The sequence below is a fragment of the Cytobacillus spongiae genome (genome assembly GCF_021390075.1).
In genome coordinates this window covers 1,586,322-1,603,069 of sequence record NZ_CP089997.1, presented here as the reverse complement: position 1 = coordinate 1,603,069, position 16,748 = coordinate 1,586,322, and the positions used below count along the sequence as shown (strand labels likewise).

Annotated in this window: 19 protein-coding genes; all 19 read right to left on the bottom strand. The window is 38.4% G+C overall.

The window, feature by feature from the left end; translation table 11 throughout:
* Positions 1 to 9: 9 nt before the first annotated feature.
* A complete protein-coding gene (gene rnhB / locus LS684_RS08145; RefSeq protein ID WP_233811111.1) occupies positions 10 to 783 on the bottom strand; it encodes a ribonuclease HII in 774 nt (257 codons plus the stop codon).
* Positions 784 to 903: 120 nt separating this feature from the next.
* Positions 904 to 1,752, bottom strand: a complete 849-nt coding sequence (ylqF, locus tag LS684_RS08140) for a ribosome biogenesis GTPase YlqF (RefSeq protein WP_233811110.1) — start codon at positions 1,750 to 1,752, stop codon at positions 904 to 906.
* A 16-nt stretch (positions 1,753 to 1,768) separates the two neighbouring features.
* The gene (gene lepB, locus LS684_RS08135; RefSeq protein WP_233811109.1) at positions 1,769 to 2,329 is read right to left on the bottom strand and encodes a signal peptidase I; all 561 of its coding nucleotides are present in this window, start codon (positions 2,327 to 2,329) and stop codon (positions 1,769 to 1,771) included.
* A gap of 251 nt (positions 2,330 to 2,580) precedes the next feature.
* A complete protein-coding gene (gene rplS, locus LS684_RS08130) occupies positions 2,581 to 2,925 on the bottom strand; it encodes a 50S ribosomal protein L19 (protein WP_233811574.1) in 345 nt (114 codons plus the stop codon).
* A gap of 139 nt (positions 2,926 to 3,064) precedes the next feature.
* Positions 3,065 to 3,799 carry a tRNA (guanosine(37)-N1)-methyltransferase TrmD gene (trmD, locus tag LS684_RS08125; protein WP_233811573.1) on the bottom strand — a complete coding sequence of 245 codons (735 nt, stop codon included), beginning with the start codon at positions 3,797 to 3,799 and terminating at the stop codon, positions 3,065 to 3,067.
* The gene (gene rimM / locus LS684_RS08120) at positions 3,799 to 4,317 is read right to left on the bottom strand and encodes a ribosome maturation factor RimM (RefSeq protein ID WP_233811108.1); all 519 of its coding nucleotides are present in this window, start codon (positions 4,315 to 4,317) and stop codon (positions 3,799 to 3,801) included. Before rimM ends, trmD begins: the two co-directional genes overlap by 1 nt.
* Positions 4,318 to 4,328: 11 nt before the next feature.
* Complete coding sequence (locus LS684_RS08115; RefSeq protein ID WP_233811107.1) at positions 4,329 to 4,715, bottom strand: YlqD family protein; 387 nt, start codon at positions 4,713 to 4,715, stop codon at positions 4,329 to 4,331.
* Positions 4,716 to 4,893: 178 nt separating this feature from the next.
* Positions 4,894 to 5,124 carry a KH domain-containing protein gene (locus LS684_RS08110; RefSeq protein WP_233811106.1) on the bottom strand — a complete coding sequence of 77 codons (231 nt, stop codon included), beginning with the start codon at positions 5,122 to 5,124 and terminating at the stop codon, positions 4,894 to 4,896.
* Positions 5,125 to 5,131: 7 nt separating this feature from the next.
* The gene (gene rpsP, locus LS684_RS08105) at positions 5,132 to 5,404 is read right to left on the bottom strand and encodes a 30S ribosomal protein S16 (protein WP_233811105.1); all 273 of its coding nucleotides are present in this window, start codon (positions 5,402 to 5,404) and stop codon (positions 5,132 to 5,134) included.
* 139 nt (positions 5,405 to 5,543) lie between these two features.
* Positions 5,544 to 6,899: a signal recognition particle protein gene (gene ffh / locus LS684_RS08100; RefSeq protein ID WP_233811104.1), complete on the bottom strand. Its 1,356-nt coding sequence runs from the start codon at positions 6,897 to 6,899 to the stop codon at positions 5,544 to 5,546.
* A gap of 12 nt (positions 6,900 to 6,911) precedes the next feature.
* Complete coding sequence (locus LS684_RS08095) at positions 6,912 to 7,244, bottom strand: putative DNA-binding protein (protein WP_233811103.1); 333 nt, start codon at positions 7,242 to 7,244, stop codon at positions 6,912 to 6,914.
* Between the two features lie 144 nt (positions 7,245 to 7,388).
* On the bottom strand, positions 7,389 to 8,381 hold the full coding sequence (ftsY, locus tag LS684_RS08090; protein WP_233811102.1) for a signal recognition particle-docking protein FtsY: 993 nt from the start codon (positions 8,379 to 8,381) through the stop codon (positions 7,389 to 7,391).
* A gap of 21 nt (positions 8,382 to 8,402) precedes the next feature.
* Positions 8,403 to 11,969, bottom strand: a complete 3,567-nt coding sequence (smc, locus tag LS684_RS08085) for a chromosome segregation protein SMC (RefSeq protein ID WP_233811101.1) — start codon at positions 11,967 to 11,969, stop codon at positions 8,403 to 8,405.
* Positions 11,970 to 11,986: 17 nt separating this feature from the next.
* Positions 11,987 to 12,760, bottom strand: coding sequence for a ribonuclease III (gene rnc / locus LS684_RS08080; RefSeq protein ID WP_233811572.1), 774 nt, complete (start codon positions 12,758 to 12,760; stop codon positions 11,987 to 11,989).
* 202 nt (positions 12,761 to 12,962) lie between these two features.
* Positions 12,963 to 13,196, bottom strand: coding sequence for an acyl carrier protein (locus LS684_RS08075; protein ID WP_233811100.1), 234 nt, complete (start codon positions 13,194 to 13,196; stop codon positions 12,963 to 12,965).
* Between the two features lie 213 nt (positions 13,197 to 13,409).
* Complete coding sequence (gene fabG, locus LS684_RS08070) at positions 13,410 to 14,153, bottom strand: 3-oxoacyl-[acyl-carrier-protein] reductase (protein ID WP_233811099.1); 744 nt, start codon at positions 14,151 to 14,153, stop codon at positions 13,410 to 13,412.
* On the bottom strand, positions 14,150 to 15,097 hold the full coding sequence (gene fabD / locus LS684_RS08065) for an ACP S-malonyltransferase (protein ID WP_233811098.1): 948 nt from the start codon (positions 15,095 to 15,097) through the stop codon (positions 14,150 to 14,152). The genes fabG and fabD overlap by 4 nt, the downstream gene beginning before the upstream one ends.
* Before the next feature lie 14 nt (positions 15,098 to 15,111).
* Complete coding sequence (gene plsX / locus LS684_RS08060; protein WP_233811097.1) at positions 15,112 to 16,125, bottom strand: phosphate acyltransferase PlsX; 1,014 nt, start codon at positions 16,123 to 16,125, stop codon at positions 15,112 to 15,114.
* A gap of 20 nt (positions 16,126 to 16,145) precedes the next feature.
* The gene (gene fapR, locus LS684_RS08055) at positions 16,146 to 16,712 is read right to left on the bottom strand and encodes a transcription factor FapR (protein WP_233811096.1); all 567 of its coding nucleotides are present in this window, start codon (positions 16,710 to 16,712) and stop codon (positions 16,146 to 16,148) included.
* Positions 16,713 to 16,748 lie beyond the last annotated feature (36 nt).

The window sequence follows — 16,748 nt, the reverse complement described above, 5'->3', positions numbered from 1 at the left end:
TCACCTTCTTTAATTCTTAATAGAGTCTTTAATTGGCGCAAAGCTTTTCCGATGATGAGAGGTAATTCCCCATTGTGTAATGGCATGCAAGTGCTCCTTCGTCCCATACCCCATATGGTTAGAAAAGCCATACTGTGGATACTCTTTCGCCAACTCCTTCATTATTCGGTCTCTCGTCACCTTAGCTACTATTGAAGCTGCTGCAATTGATATACTTTTTTCATCCCCTTTAATTAATGCTTCGTAGGGATATGGTAATTCAAGCTTAACTGCATCAATCAATAGATAATCTGGCATTTTCTTCAAGCCTGAAATGGCGGAATACATCGCTTTTTTTGTAGATTCATAAATATTGATTCTATCAATCTCCTCTGGCTGAACCATACCAACCTCTATAGCTACCGCTTCCTTCAGAATGCATTCATATAATTGCTCTCGTTTCGATTCAGATAGCTTTTTCGAATCATTTATTCCAGGTAAATAGAAGGTTGCTGGCAGAATGACAGCCGCTGCCACTACAGGACCTGCTAACGGGCCTCTTCCAACCTCGTCCACCCCAGCAATATGCTCATACCCTTGTAAACGCAGCTTCTGTTCGTAACTAGACATTGCGTAAAACAAATGGGTTTCACGCTCTTTTAAATCCCTTCTTTTCAGCCATTTTTTTAATGCTTGCTGCACACCTTTTCGGCTATCAAGCTGAAGTTCTTTTAGTAGACTTTCTTCTATTTCTTCATTTGAAGAGAGAATCTCTTCAATTTGACCAATCGTTTGACTCTTCATTTGTTTCTTCTCCTATTATCTACTTACTATGTTTATCGGTTCTAAGAAAAAAAAATAAAGGGGTGATTAAGCATGAGACGTTTCCATGCTTGTCACCCCGATAATTTATATCTGTAACAATTATGCTTCTGGTTTTTCAAATGTGAGAGGTCCTAATAGCTCTGTTCGGATTTCTCGAATGACTAGTTCAGATACCTTATCATAGTCAACCTCTCCACCTGACATCAGACAGCCTCTAAGCTTTCCGATTTGATCAAATACCTCCACTATCTCGTCTGGAATGCCTTCAAGCTTATATCGTTCTTGTAATCGCTCTGGATAAGCCTTTTCAAGAAATCGAAGACCGTAGATGGTAATATCCTGTAAATTTAAAATCGTGTCTTTGATTGCACCAGTTAAAGCTAATTTTAATCCGACTTCCTGATCTTCAAATTTCGGCCATAGAATTCCAGGTGTATCTAGCAATTCTAATTCTTTCCCTACTTTAATCCATTGTTGTGCTTTTGTAACACCTGGTCGATTGCCAGTTTGGGCAATATTTTTCTTTGCTAGGCGATTAATCAATGTAGATTTTCCCACATTCGGAATTCCGACAATCATCGCTCGTATGGCACGAGGCTTAACTCCCTTTGCCTTCATACGATCAAACTTTTCTTTTAAAATGAGCTTGGATTCTGCTACAATTTCCTTCATCCCAACTCCATCCTGCGAATTAATTGCAAGAGCAGGAATTTGATGTCTTTTAAAATAAGCAATCCAGTCTTTAGTAATTTCTTTATCTGCCATATCCGCTTTATTCAATAGAACCAATCTAGGCTTTTGTTGGATAATTTCATCAATCATTGGATTTCGAGATGATCGAGGAATTCTCGCATCTACTAATTCAAAGATAATATCTACAAGCTTTAATTTTTCTGTAACTTGTCGACGGGCTTTTGCCATATGTCCTGGAAACCATTGTATTGTCAAGACCGTCACCTCCGTACTATTTATGTTTTATTATCCGTGCATCTTCAATCGGCCAGTAGACCATATTCGTCTTACCTAATATTTCTTCCATTGAGACTGCTCCTATATGACGACTGTCTTTACTATACCTACGATTATCCCCCATAACAAACAAGTGCCCTTCTGGTACTGTTGCTTGTCCTACAGGTGTCTCCTCAAGGGTAAAAGATTCTGTCAGTGGGCCATCTACCACATCCGCCTTGTATTCGTCTAAATATGGTTCTTCATATGCTTCTCCATTTATATATAGCTTATCATTTTTATACTCTACTTTATCACCTGGTAATCCAATTACTCGTTTTATGTAGTCTTTGTTTTCTGGTGCATGAAATACAATAATATCAAATCGCTTTGGCTCTCCAATCGTATAACTGAACTTATTCACAATCATGCGATCCTGATCGTGAAGCGTCGGCATCATTGAGAGACCATCAACGACAATAGGCGCGAACAGAAAATAACGGATTACTGCTGCTAATAGCACAGCGATTACGAGTGCCTTTGTCCATTCCCAAAGCTCATTTTTCTTTTTTGCCATTAAATTCCCCACCATTCTCCATTTGGATATATGTATATGTTTATTTTACAGAAATTTCATCATTTAAACACGATGGGATTCTTCTTTTTTCAAAGGTTTTACATGATTGAAATATACAACATATGAATCGAAATACCCTTAAACCGTATGAAAAAGGAGCTTGTTCAACAAGCCCCTTTTCAAATGCTAGATTGTGTTAAGCACTAGCTAAAACCAGACCATATATAGCGCCTTTTCTAGCACTTAATGGATTAGCGAATTTCTTTAATACGAGCAGCTTTACCACGTAGGTTACGTAGGTAATAAAGTTTCGCACGGCGAACTTTACCACGACGGATTACTTCTAACTTCGCGATTTTTGGAGTGTGTACTGGGAATGTACGCTCTACACCAACACCGTAAGAAATCTTACGTACTGTGAAAGTTTCGCTGATTCCGCCACCACGACGCTTAATAACAACACCTTCAAATACCTGAACACGTTCACGAGTACCCTCGATAACTTTTACGTGTACACGTACAGTATCTCCAGGACGGAAGCTTGGTAAGTCTGAACGAAGTTGTTCTTTTGTAATTTCTTGAATTAAGCTTTGCATATTTTCCTTCTCCTTCTCACAGATGCTCATACATACTTTCTTATATACAGCGGAACATCGTTTATTAGGACTCAAACCATGTATAGCCTAAGTCACAAAGATTATCATACCATATTTTAATGTTTGTATCAATACTCTGTTATTCGTTTTTAAATTCATCAAGCCATTTCCTTTGTTGCTCTGATAAGACAATAGACTCTAACAGATCAGGTCTTCTCTTATAAGTTCTTCTCAGCGACTCTCTTGCTCGCCATTCCTCAATCAGACGATGATTCCCAGAAATTAATACATCTGGAACTTTCATCCCTCTAAAATCAGCTGGCCTTGTATAATGGGGGTGTTCAAGATAGCCAGTGCTAAATGAATCTTTCATATGAGATTCTTCATTGCCTAGGACATTAGGTAAGAGGCGCACAACGCTATCAATGACTACCATCGCACCAAGTTCTCCACCTGTTAAAACAAAGTCACCTATCGATAGTTCATCGGTAATTAAATGCTCACGTATTCTCTCATCATATCCTTCATAATGACCACAAATAAAAATCAAATGATCTTCTGTTGCTAATTCTTCTGCCTTCTTTTGTGTATAACGCTGGCCTTGTGGACATAGGAGAATTATGCGAGGTTTTGATTGTTTTGCTTCTGCCTGTATATGAGAAACCGCATCAAAAATTGGCTGAGGCTTTAAAACCATACCAGCCCCGCCGCCATACGGATAATCATCAACTGTTTGGTGCTTATTATCCGCAAACTGACGAAAGTTGTGAACATCATATTTAACAGCATTCGATTCGGCGGCTTTTTTCAATATCGAATGTCCTAAAACCCCTTCGAACATCTCTGGAAAAAGTGTTAGTACATCAATTTTCATCATGATAACAGACCTTCCATCGGGTCGATTATTACTTTTTTCTCCTTAGGATCAACCTTCATCACAACATCCTCGATATAAGGGATTAACAGGTCTTTACCAGCTTTTCCTTTGACCACCCAAACATCATTTGCTCCAGGGGTTAAGATCTCATGTATTTTCCCGATAAGTTCTCCTTCAACTGTTTCAACTTCACAGCCAATGATCTCATGGAAATAATATTCATTTTCTTCTAACGTGCCTAATTGTTCTTCAGGAATTTTTAGAACACCGGTCTTAAACTTTTCTACTTCATTTACATTAGAGAATCCCTCAAAGGTTAAGAGATCGAATGACTTATGCTGCCTATGAGTCGTAACAGATAAAGATATTGGATCACTCGCATTAGGCATAAACAAATATAACGTATTGCCCGGCTTATACCGTTCATTCGCAAAGTCTGTACGAGAGACTACTCTTACCTCTCCTTTAATTCCATGTGTATTTACAATCTTACCAACGTTAAACCAACGTTCCATATATGTCACCTCTAGCGTATTTCGTCAACTATTCCGTCTTTAATGACAATCGTTTTATGATTTAAGAGCTCGTCCCAACGATCTCCTTCGTTCACATCAATAATGGCTTGAACTTCTTTTTCCTTGAGTTCGCTTCCTAATTCTAGAATATGTAATTGTTCGATTTGAAACTCTAATAATTTTAACTTTTCTTGTCGCATGTCGACTTCTTTTTCAAAATGGTTCTTTAAGCTATTCGATTGAAAGCGATTTGCTTTTTCTAGCTTCTTCATTTCAAACCGAAGTTGATCGCACTCTTTTTGAATCTGCAGCTTTTTCGCATGATATTCATCCAGTAGCTTTTGTTTACTCTTTTCCGTTAACACTTGTTTAACAACAACTGTTTGAAGTATTTTCATATTCACGCCTCCAGTATAGGGATGGTCAGGCAATTGATTGAAAAGTGTCTTCAGACGAATTTCTGATACTATTCATAGGGATACAAATAGGAAAAATAATTGTAAAAAAAGGAGGGGATCCCCCTCCTTTTCTTAGTTGTAAACTCATCATTCTAAGAAATCATTTAGAATGATGAGTTTATTCTTTAATTTCTAAAAAGATCTTCTTATGTTGAGAAGTTCCTGCTGCATAGACAACAGTCCGTATGGCCTTTGCAACGCGCCCCTGTTTTCCAATTACTTTCCCCATATCCGTTTGATGAACAGATAATTGATAAGTAATTCGTTGATCATCCTCAAGAACATCTACATGCACTTGTTCAGGATGATTAACAAGAGGCTTAACGATCGTTTCGATCAGATCCTTCATTCGCTAATTATTTGCTATATTTAGCGTTATGGAATTTCTCCATAATGCCTTGTTTAGAGAATAAGTTGCGAACTGTGTCAGATGGTTTTGCTCCATCTTGTAACCACTTAAGAGCAAGCTCTTCGTTGATATCAACGATTGCTGGTTGAGCAACTGGGTTGTAAGTTCCTACTGTTTCGATGAAACGTCCATCACGTGGTGAACGAGAATCTGCTACTACAATACGATAAAAAGGAGATTTTTTTGCTCCCATACGCTTTAAACGAATTTTTACTGCCATTTTAAATAAGCACCTCCGAATAGTTTCACACAAGATAGTATAATATCAGATTGTTAATTGGTTTGTAAAGTGTTTTTTCTTTACAGTTGAAAATATTTAAATGGAATGAGGAAATTGATCAATCCATAGTCGAGAAACATCAACCAAAAGGATTAAAAGGTAGCTTTAGTCCACCTTTTTTCTTACCTTTTTGCTGCATTCCCGTCATTTGTTTCATCATTTTCTTCATATCTTCAAATTGTTTAAGCAAACGGTTGACTTCCGGGACAGATGTACCACTTCCCTTTGCAATTCGTTTACGTCTACTTGCATTAATCATTTCAGGATGAATTTTCTCTTCTTTGGTCATTGACTGAATAATTGCTTCTACATGAGCAATTTGTTTCTCATCAATTTGAAGATTGTTCAATCCTTTAATTTTATTTGCTCCTGGCATCATTTTTAACAGTTCATCAAGCGGTCCCATATTGCGAACTTGACCAAGTTGCTCTAAGAAATCATCAAAAGTGAAGGATGCTGTACGCATTTTCTTTTCAAGTTCCTTCGCTTTTTCTTCATCCACATTTGCCTGAGCTTTTTCAATTAGTGTCAGTACATCTCCCATACCAAGAATACGGGAAGCCATTCTTTCAGGATGGAATGCTTCTAATGCGTCCAGCTTTTCACCAAGACCGACAAATTTAATTGGCGTTTGTGTTACTGAACGTATTGATAAAGCCGCTCCACCACGAGTGTCACCGTCTAGCTTTGTAAGAACAACACCTGTTAATCCAAGCTGTTCATTGAAGCTTTGGGCGACATTGACAGCGTCTTGACCAGTCATTGAATCTACAACAAGGAAGATTTCCTCTGGATGACTGAGTTCTTTAATTTGCTTTAACTCATCCATCAACGCTTCATCTACATGCAATCGCCCAGCTGTATCAATAAGGACGTAATCATTATGATCTTCCTTAGCTTTAGCAATTGCTTGTTTTGCAATTTCAACCGGGCTAACTTGATCTCCCATTGAGAAAACAGGCATATTTAGCTGTTTCCCAAGCGTTTCAAGCTGTTTGATCGCTGCTGGGCGATAAATATCCGCAGCAACTAGCATCGGATTTCGGTTGTATTTCTTACGTAATAAGTTTGCTAATTTACCTGTAGTGGTTGTTTTACCAGCACCTTGCAAACCAACCATCATAATGACTGTTGGCGGGCGATTGGCAACTGCAATTTTGCTCTGCTCTCCACCCATTAGCTCTGTTAATTCTTCTTTAACAACCTTGATGACTTGCTGGCCAGGTGTTAAACTTTGGAGCACCTCTTGACCAATCGCACGCTCGCTCACTTTCTTCACAAACTCTTTAACTACTTTAAAGTTAACGTCTGCTTCTAAAAGAGCTAAGCGAACTTCTCTCATCATCTCTTTTACATCCGCTTCTGTCACTTTCCCTTTTCCACGGATTTTCTGTATCGTATTCTGCAGTCGGTCGGCTAAACCTTCAAATGCCATGTACGCCGCCTCCTAATCTAATTTCTCAAGCTCAGTTATCGAATCAATGATCATCTGCGTCGATGGGGATTCTTCTTTTAGAACCTCTTTCAACTCTTGAATCAGTTTACTTCGCTCTTGAAACTTTTGAAATAATACCAGCTTTTCTTCGTATTCTTCGAGCATAGCTTCCGTACGCTTAATGTTGTCGTACACTGCTTGCCGACTGACCTGGTACTCTTCAGCAATTTCCCCAAGTGAGTAATCATCTAAATAGTACAGGGACATATAGCTACGCTGCTTCGGTGTTAATAACGACTGGTAGAAATCATATAAGTAATTCATTCGTGTCGTCTTTTCCAGCATGGCTCCATCCCCCTTGTTAAGTGAAAAGCCTTTACAAACCTAGTTTACACATATCGATTATCTATGTCAAGAAAATATCTTGACTATGTGAATAAAGCCATGCATTGTGCATGGCTTTATTCACAATAGCTCTTCGATGATGACCTACTCTACGATTTCTTTCTCAACTAGATCTGAGAAGAGACCATAAACATATTGCTCTGGATCAAATTTTTGGAGGTCATCCATTTTTTCTCCAAGTCCGACAAATTTAACTGGAATTTGCAGCTCGTTTCGAATTGCTAAAACAATTCCACCCTTAGCCGTACCATCAAGCTTTGTTAAAACTATTCCACTTACATTTGTTACTTCCTTAAATGTTTTTGCTTGAACAAGGGCATTTTGTCCAGTGGTAGCATCTAGAACAAGAAGTACCTCATGTGGAGCACCAGGAATTTCTCTTTCAATTACCTTTTTAACCTTTTCGAGTTCTTTCATCAAATTTACTTTATTTTGTAGTCTTCCAGCTGTATCGCATAAAAGTACATCTGCTTGTCTTGATTTTGCGGCTTGAATCGCATCGAACATGACGGCTGCCGGATCTGATCCTGCGCCTTGTTTGATTACATTCACACCGACACGCTCACCCCAAACCTCTAACTGTTCAATAGCACCAGCCCGGAACGTATCACCTGCAGCTAGTAGAACATTTTTGCCTTCACTTTTAAACTTGTGTGCAAGCTTTCCAATCGTTGTTGTCTTCCCTACTCCATTAACACCAACAAACAATATGACAGTTAATCCTTCTGTCTGCATGTTGAGCTCTTCGGTCGAACCATCCCCACTTTGGTAAATATCGACAAGCTTTTCAGATATCACACTTTGTACTTCAACTGGGTCTTGGATGTTTTTCTTTTTCACTTCTAATTTTAACTCATCAATTAGTTCCATTACGGTATCAAAGCCAACATCAGCTTGAATTAGAATTTCTTCTAGTTCCTCAAAGAACTCTTCATCTACCTTACGATACCTTGCTACAAGATCATTCACCTTACCTGTGAAATTATCCCTCGTTTTCGTTAGACCGTCTTTAAACTTTTCTGTAACAGATTCCGTTTGTTGGGTAATTTTTTCTTTCAACTTTTTAAAAAAGCTCATTTATCGTCACTTCCTTAATGGTTAATTGGTTACAAGGTCATTTGTTTCCTCTAATCGAACAGATACTAGTTTTGAAACACCTGATTCTTGCATGGTTACACCATAGAGAACGTCGGCTCCTTCCATTGTTCCCTTTCGGTGTGTGATCACAATAAATTGTGTTTCTGTACTATAGCGTTGTAGATACTGACTGAACCGATGTACATTTGCTTCATCAAGAGCTGCTTCTACTTCATCCAAAATACAAAAAGGTACGGGACGAATTTTTAATATCGAAAATAGAAGAGCAATCGCTGTGAGAGAACGTTCTCCTCCAGAAAGAAGGCCTAAATTCTGCAGTTTCTTTCCTGGAGGCTGCGCAACTATTTCTACTCCTGTATTCAATAAGTCATCTGGGTGAGTAAGACGTAAATCTGCCTTTCCACCACCAAATAATGCTTGGAATACAGACTCAAAGTGAGAGCGAATTCCAGTAAAGGTCTGCTCAAAACGCTTAGTCATTTCTTCATCCATTTCATCAATTACTTGAAATAACGTGTCCTTTGCTTCTTGCAGATCATTACGCTGTTCTAAAAGAAATTCATACCGTTCTGATACTCGCTCATATTCATCAATTGCTCCGATGTTCACGGTACCTAAATCTTCGATAGCGAGCTTAATCAGTTTTACTTTTTTCCTTGCTTCATCAACAGGAAGAAGGAGCGGAAACTCTTCTTTGGCTCCTTCATAGGATAGTAGATATTCTTCTCTTAGGTGAGTTAAGCGATTTTCTAGTTCTACGTCCGTTCGATTAAGCTTTACTTCCTCGTCAATTAACCCCTCAACCATGCCTTTATGCTGGCGCCTTAATTCCTTCGCCTCTAATTCTTCATCTTCCAGCTGGGTCTGCAAATTAAGACGTTCTTCTCTTCTAGATGATATGAGCTTAATCGTTTCATTTTTGTCTTGGAGCTTCCTCATTGCTTCCGTCTCTAGATGTTCTTCACCAGAAGTACTATTCGTCATTGCTGAGTTCAATAAATGTAAGTCTTCCCTATAATCTGCTAGCTTTTGACCATTCTCCTCCAATTCAAAAAGAACTCGAGCTAGTTTTTCTCTCGCATGTGTCAGTTGCTCATTTTTAGCTGCTAGCCGGACTTTTAATTCTCCAATCTCCGTTATCAAAGCCTCTTTAGATGTTAATTGGTTATTTTTTTGTCGTGTTAAGATAGAAATCTCATCATCTAACGCCTTAATATTCTGCTGAGCTTGTTCTAGTGCCACTACCAATTCTGATTGACGTTCCTCTAGCCTTGAATGATCTTCGGAAAATTGAGCTTTATCCATATCATAAATGGCAAGTCGCTCATTCATATTTTTCTCTTCGATTTCAATTTCTCGAAGATCTCCTTTCATTTCTTGTTCTTTCACACGTAGCTGTTCACCAATCATACGCTGGTCTTCTAGCTGACTCTCTTTTTGCTGGATATCCAACTTCAAGCTTTTAACTTTATTTTCAAGCTCTTCCGTCTTATCTTCCATCTCAATTAACTTCTCTTTCAGATCATCAAGCTCACCTTTTCGACTTAACAGAGAAGTAGATTTATTTTTAACGGCTCCACCTGTCATTGCCCCACCTGGATTGACTACATCGCCATCTAAAGTAACAATACGGGAGCGATATTGAAGTGCTTTAGCCATTTCATTTGCGCCCTTTAAATCCTTTGTGATGACAACATTGCCTAATAAGTGGCTGATAACTTGTTTATATTTCTCGTCAAACTGAACAAGGTTAGAAGCCACCCCAACAAATGATGGATGATTTTGAATAAGCTGAAGCTGACTAGGAGACAGAAATTTTCCTTTTATTACGCTTAGCGGTAAAAATGTCGCTCTACCGTATCCATTCTGTTTTAAAAATTGAATAGCCGATCGTCCATTATGTTCAGAATCGACAACGATATGCTGCATACTTCCGCCAAGTGTTGTTTCAATAGCTAGCTCTAGTTCCTTGGGTACTTGAATTAATTCAGCAACCGCCCCTTCAATTCCAGATAATTTCGTTGCTCTTGCCTTTAATACCTCTTTTACCCCTTGAAAAAAGCCTGAATAATCCTCTTCCATTTCCTCGAGCATGTCTTTTCTTGATTTTGCTTGTTGGAGATATTGATACGCCTGATATAATGTCTTTTCTTGCTTTTGAAATTGAGTTTTTACTCCTTCAAGCTTCCGTTGATCTTCCCTGAATGAATAAATGTGATTTTCGAGTTTTTCTTGAAGTTCTTTAAGCATTTGCATTATGGACTGTTTCTTTCTTACAATGCGATTACGCTCAGCAACAAACTTTTCATTCTCTTCTTCTAATCGTTCGTTCCTACCCTTTTGTTGCCTTAGTTGCTCATCAATATAATGAAGCTCATTTTTAGAAGAAGCTTGTTGATTTAATAATTCAATATAATCGCTCTTTAAGGACTCAATTTTCTCTTCTAAATTTTCACTTAACAGCTTTAATTGGGATTGTTTTTCTTTTAAAAGGGATTGAATTTCATTTGCCTCTTTTTCAAGAGTCGCAGTCGTCAGCTCCTGCTTGGTTTTGTCTTCGGTTAATTGCTCCACTTTAAACGTTAATTCTTCGATCGTTTTTTCTAGCTGATCTTTGTTTTGTACAGCATTCTTTTTTCTTTCCTTTAAAACTTCTTTTCGTCCCTCAAGTTTTTCAAGTTCTTCACTTGCATGCAGTAATACGTTTTGCAGGTCTGAAATCGATTCGTCTAAGGCTGAAAGCTGATCCCTTGCCGCTTCTATTTTCGCTTCTTTTGCTTGTAGTGTAGCTGATAATTGCATCTCATCGGTTTTATGTTCTTCTAGCTGTTTTTTTAATTTTTCCCATTTAAGATGAAGTTCTTCGATTTCATAGACAGTTACAGCCACTTCAATTTTTTCTAATTCTTCCTTTTGCTGAAGATAGTCTTTTGCAATAGATGCTTGAATTTTCAATGGCTCAACTTGGCCTTCAAGCTCATGTAAAATATCGCTTACTCGATTTAAGTTTTCTTGTGTATCAGCCAATTTATGTTCAGCTTTTTTCTTTCGATTTTTGTATTTTAGTACGCCTGCTGCTTCTTCAAAAATCGTTCTCCGCTCTTCTGGCTTGCTATTAAGGATTTCTTCTACTTTTCCTTGACTTATAATAGAGAACGCTTCTCTTCCTAAGCCGGAATCCATAAACAGATCCACGATATCTTTTAACCGACAAGCTTGTTTATTAATTAAAAACTCACTCTCACCCGAACGATACACTCGTCTAGTCACACTGACTTCATTGTATTCAATAGGTAGCCCATGATCCTCATTATCTAGTGTTAAGGTAACTTCTGCAAAATTTAACGGCTTTCTTGAGTCACTTCCAGCAAAGATGATATCCTCCATTTTTGCTCCTCGAAGGGATTTTGCTGATTGTTCACCTAATACCCAGCGAATAGCATCCGTAATATTACTCTTACCGCTTCCGTTCGGTCCAACCACAGCGGTAACACCTTGAACAAAGTCCACCCCAATTCGTTCGGCAAATGATTTAAAACCGACCACATCTAATCGCTTTAAGTACACGTATACTCCCCCCGACTCTAGTTACCATTGGTGTGTTGATCATTTACGATTGAGCTCAATTCTTTTAGTTTTACTAGAGCCATTTGGGCTGCGTGCTGTTCGGCCTCTTTTTTCGAACGGCCTTTACCTGCGCCTAATTCTTGCCCATTTAGAGCTACTTGAGAAATAAACTCACGATTATGAGCAGGCCCCTTTTCAGAAAGGATTTTATACTCAATTAGTCCTAAACCATCTCTTTGAATTAATTCTTGCAGCTGACTTTTATAATCCATCACATGAGAAAAAGCACCAGCATTAATTTTAGGAAACACATATTTTTCTAGAAATTGAAGAACGGCATCTAACCCTTTATCCAAATAAAGCGCTCCAATAAAGGCTTCAAATACATCAGCTAATAATGCAGGTCTCGTTCTACCACCTGTCATTTCTTCACCTTTGCCAAGTAAGACGAGATCACCAAAGACTAGATCATTTGCAAAGGTAACTAAAGAAGGTTCACATACGATCGCGGCTCTTAATTTCGTAAGCTCCCCTTCGCTCATCATTCCATATTTTTTGTACAGGTATTGGGAAACGGTCAATTCCAGTACTGCGTCTCCTAGAAACTCAAGTCGCTCATTATCTTCATGAGGCTTTTTGCGATGCTCATTCACATAGGATGAATGAGTAAATGCTTGCTTTAATAAGGATTCATTATCAAACTGAATTCCTAACTTTTCTTGAAATAGTTGAAATTTCTTTTCTTTTGCGCGAAATGTTCTCTTTTCTTTATCTTTACTGTTGTTGCGCATCATTCTCCACCTTGCTCACTAATTATTTACAATATAAGTTTACGTATTTATCGTTGAAAACGCAAAGAAACTTGGCATACGATTGATCGTACCAAGCCGAAAGGGAATGGTGTTCCACTCTACCATGTTACCCTTATTTAAAGTGATGATTCCATACAGAAGAAAGCCCCGTTCGAAAACGGAGCTTTTCAATATCTAACGATTACATATTAGCATTTATGTAATTTACAGCGTCACCCACTGTTGCGATTTTTTCAGCATCATCGTCAGAAATTTCCATTTCAAATTCATCTTCTAATTCCATTACTAGTTCAACTACATCAAGGGAATCAGCACCAAGATCATCTTTGAATGAAGCTTCTAGTTTCACTTCTGCCTCATCAACACCTAGACGGTCAACAATGATCTTTGTTACGCGTTCTAATACTTCTGCCATGCTTGTTCACCTCCCCTCAAGCTATTATAGTGTATTTTGTTTAAATAATAAAGTAAGCAAGATGATGTTTGTGGAAAGAAAAACTAATATGAATGCACTTCATAAATTGAATCGTATATCGTATTTCAATTATCTTAGAAATTCATTCGAACCACTTTACTTTTCATGATTTATTATCAACGACAATGTAAGTGGTAGCTTCTTACAACAGTCTTACATCACCATTCCACCATCAACATGCAATGTTTGGCCAGTCATATATCGGCTGTCCTCAGATGCTAAGAATACAACTACATTGGCAATATCCTTCGGTTCACCGAAGCTCGCTAATGGAATCTGCTTTAACATTTCATGTTGAATCTCTTCACTTAGCTTATCCGTCATGTCTGTGGTAATAAACCCAGGAGCAACAGCATTTACGGTAATTCCACGAGAAGCGAGCTCCTTCGCTGATGTTTTGGTAAGACCAATTACACCCGATTTTGCAGCTACATAGTTAGCTTGCCCAGGATTACCACTTACACCTACGATGGAAGAAATGTTAATGATGCGACCGCTTCTTTGCTTCATCATTTGTCTTGTTACAGCCTTAGTGCAAAGGAAGACTCCCTTTAGATTAATGTTGATTACATCGTCCCATTCGTCTTCCTTCATTCTCATTAGCAAATTATCTCTTGTAATACCAGCATTGTTCACGAGAATATCAAGCTGCCCAAATCGTTCTATCGTTTCTTTCACCATGCTCGAAACAGATTCAGCATTAGATACATCACATTGAATCGCGATTGCTTCTTGGCCAATTTGTTCAATTTCATTTACAACTTCATTTGCTTTCGCTTCACTGCCTGCATAATTCACAACTACATTTGCCCCTTGCTTTGCTAATTCCAAAGCAATTTCACGACCAATTCCTCTAGATGCACCAGTAACAAGCGCTATTTTCCCTTGTAGTTTCATACATTTCCCTCCCTAATGGACTGAATAACAGCTTCACAACTTTCTTGATCAGAAACAGCATATGTCGTTAGCTTTCGGTCCACCTTTTTCACTAATCCTGAGAGAACCTTCCCTGGACCAACCTCAATAAAAGTGTCTACACCCAGCTCAACCATCTTCCGAACTGTATCCTCCCATAAGACTGGAGAATACAATTGTTCGATTAGATTTTCTTTTATCTCATCTGCAGCCGTCATTTCTTCTGCTGATACATTCGCGATGACCGGAATTTTAGCATCTGCAATATTCATTTCATTCAATACTTTCTCTAATTGTTTTGCAGCAGGTCTCATTAATTCAGAATGGAATGGGCCGCTTACTTCAAGTGGAATCACTCTCTTTGCACCAGCTTCTTTCGCTTTTTCAGATGCAAGTTCTACTCCCTTACGAGACCCCGATATCACTATTTGCCCTGGGCAATTTAAATTTGCAAGCTGAACGGAATTCCCTGCTGCTGAGATTTCTTCTGTTACAGCAGATAATGCATCACGATCCATTCCCAAAACAGCCGCCATTGTTCCCTCACCATTTGGAACCGCTTCTTCCATCAATTCGCCTCGTTTACGAACTGCGAAGACTCCTTCTTCAAATGTAAAGGCTCCTGCAGCAACAAGTGCAGTATATTCACCTAAGCTATGCCCTGCAACATAATCAGCTTCAATTCCAGATCGTTTTAAATAGTCTAATATTGCAATGCTTGTCGTAAGGAGGGCAGGCTGAGCATTGGTTGTAAGTGTTAGCTCTTCTTTTGGCCCTTCAAAAATTAAATGTGATAGTGATGAATTAAGTTTTCTATCTGCATGATCAAAGATGGTTTTTACCCCTTCGTCTATATCAGCTAGACTTTTTCCCATTCCGACTGTTTGCGATCCTTGACCTGGAAATAAGAAAGCGATTTTTCCCATGAACATCCCCCTAGTTAAACTTTTTCTGTTGGCTGTGAAGATATCGAAGTATCTTCAATCTCCTTTTTAATTGTTGCACTAACATTCTTCTCTACCATTTCTCTACCTTGACGAATAGCATTATATAAAGCATTTGCGTCTGAAGAACCATGTGCTTTAATTACAGGTGCTTTTAATCCAAATAAGCCTGCACCACCATATTCTGAGTAGTCCATTTTTGTCTTTAATTGGACAAGATCAGGCTTTAGAACAGCTGCAGCCATTTTGCTTTTAAAGCTTCCTGTCAATGCTTCCTTTAGCATTTTAAACATGGAAATAGCGGTTCCTTCAATTGTTTTCAACACCATATTCCCTGTAAACCCATCAGTAACAACAACATCCGCTACTCCATCAAGTAAATCTCTTGCTTCTACATTACCTACAAAATGAATATTCGCTTTTTCCAAAAGCTCGAATGCCTCTTTTGTAAGCGTATTGCCTTTTTTCTCTTCTGTCCCAATATTCAGGAGCCCAACACGTGGCTTTGAAATCCCACGAACCCGCTCACTATAGATCGAACCCATTATTCCATATTGAAGTAAATGTTCTGGTTTAGCATCTACATTTGCGCCTACATCTAATAATAAAAAGCCTGAACCATCTAGTGTTGGCAATGTCGGTGAAAGTGCAGGTCTTTCGATCCCATCTATACGTCCTACGATAAATAATCCCGTTGCCATTAGTGCACCAGTATTACCAGCTGAAATACACGCATCTGCAGTACCTTCTGCAACTTGTTTAGCAGCTAAAACCATTGATGCATCTTTCTTTCGGCGTACAGCCCGAACCGGTTCATCCGTACTCAAAATTACTTCATTTGTATGAAGAATATCAATTCTATCTTCGCTAGTAAGATGCTTTCTAATTTGTTCTTCGTCACCTACTAGTGTGATATGTAGGTCATGGAAAGTCTGGATCGCTTTAATGGCGCCAAGAACAATTTCTTTTGGTGCATGATCTCCACCCATAGCGTCGATTGCTATTCTCATATTTATTACATCCTTTAATTTTAATTATTTTTTGATCGATACATTTCAAATTCGCCTTTGAATACTAATTCATTTTGAACGAAACTCTTTACTTCTACAAATGTTCTCCCACTATCTTGGTCTATTTTGGTTACCTCTGCTTTGGCAATGACTCTCTCATTCACCTTTACAGAGCGTTTGAATTGTATGTTTGCTTTTGCCGTAAGTGCTAATTCATCGTTAATTACCGCGACAGCTAGCGAATTAGCTTGCGCAAAAACATGATGCCCGCGCGCTATTTGGTTACGTTTAAACACATGCTCAGCTTTCACATCTAATATAGAAATGGCAGATTGATCTAATTGAATATCGATAATTTCACCGATTACCTCTTCAATCGGCAATGCTCTAACCTCATCATCGAAGTTATTCTCTGCCACTTTTTTGATCCGTTCTCTAAGCTCCGGAATAGAAAGCTCAAGTCGGTCTAATCGAATCGTCTGAACACTTACAGAAAATTTATCAGCTAATTCTTCATCTGTGATGAATGGATTTTCCTGTATCGTGTCCGTAAGTTGTTGCTGCCGTTCTTTTTTATTTCTTCTCATATATTCATCACACCGTTCGAGATATTAAGACTAGGT

What these genes read in the sequence shown, in the direction of transcription:
- lepB (WP_233811109.1), bottom strand. Translation starts at nt 2,329, where the DNA reads ATGGCAAAAAAGAAAAATGAGCTTTGGGAATGGACAAAGGCACTCGTA.
- trmD (WP_233811573.1), bottom strand. Translation starts at nt 3,799, where the DNA reads ATGAAAATTGATGTACTAACACTTTTTCCAGAGATGTTCGAAGGGGTT.
- rplS (WP_233811574.1), bottom strand. Translation starts at nt 2,925, where the DNA reads ATGCAAAGCTTAATTCAAGAAATTACAAAAGAACAACTTCGTTCAGAC.
- plsX (WP_233811097.1), bottom strand. Translation starts at nt 16,125, where the DNA reads ATGAGAATAGCAATCGACGCTATGGGTGGAGATCATGCACCAAAAGAA.
- rimM (WP_233811108.1), bottom strand. Translation starts at nt 4,317, where the DNA reads ATGGAACGTTGGTTTAACGTTGGTAAGATTGTAAATACACATGGAATT.
- LS684_RS08095 (WP_233811103.1), bottom strand. Translation starts at nt 7,244, where the DNA reads ATGCTGGAAAAGACGACACGAATGAATTACTTATATGATTTCTACCAG.
- rnhB (WP_233811111.1), bottom strand. Translation starts at nt 783, where the DNA reads ATGAAGAGTCAAACGATTGGTCAAATTGAAGAGATTCTCTCTTCAAAT.
- ftsY (WP_233811102.1), bottom strand. Translation starts at nt 8,381, where the DNA reads ATGAGCTTTTTTAAAAAGTTGAAAGAAAAAATTACCCAACAAACGGAA.
- LS684_RS08115 (WP_233811107.1), bottom strand. Translation starts at nt 4,715, where the DNA reads ATGAAAATACTTCAAACAGTTGTTGTTAAACAAGTGTTAACGGAAAAG.
- LS684_RS08075 (WP_233811100.1), bottom strand. Translation starts at nt 13,196, where the DNA reads ATGGCAGAAGTATTAGAACGCGTAACAAAGATCATTGTTGACCGTCTA.
- ffh (WP_233811104.1), bottom strand. Translation starts at nt 6,899, where the DNA reads ATGGCATTTGAAGGTTTAGCCGACCGACTGCAGAATACGATACAGAAA.
- rnc (WP_233811572.1), bottom strand. Translation starts at nt 12,760, where the DNA reads ATGCGCAACAACAGTAAAGATAAAGAAAAGAGAACATTTCGCGCAAAA.
- rpsP (WP_233811105.1), bottom strand. Translation starts at nt 5,404, where the DNA reads ATGGCAGTAAAAATTCGTTTAAAGCGTATGGGAGCAAAAAAATCTCCT.
- fapR (WP_233811096.1), bottom strand. Translation starts at nt 16,712, where the DNA reads ATGAGAAGAAATAAAAAAGAACGGCAGCAACAACTTACGGACACGATA.
- LS684_RS08110 (WP_233811106.1), bottom strand. Translation starts at nt 5,124, where the DNA reads ATGAAGGATCTGATCGAAACGATCGTTAAGCCTCTTGTTAATCATCCT.
- fabD (WP_233811098.1), bottom strand. Translation starts at nt 15,097, where the DNA reads ATGGGAAAAATCGCTTTCTTATTTCCAGGTCAAGGATCGCAAACAGTC.
- fabG (WP_233811099.1), bottom strand. Translation starts at nt 14,153, where the DNA reads ATGAAACTACAAGGGAAAATAGCGCTTGTTACTGGTGCATCTAGAGGA.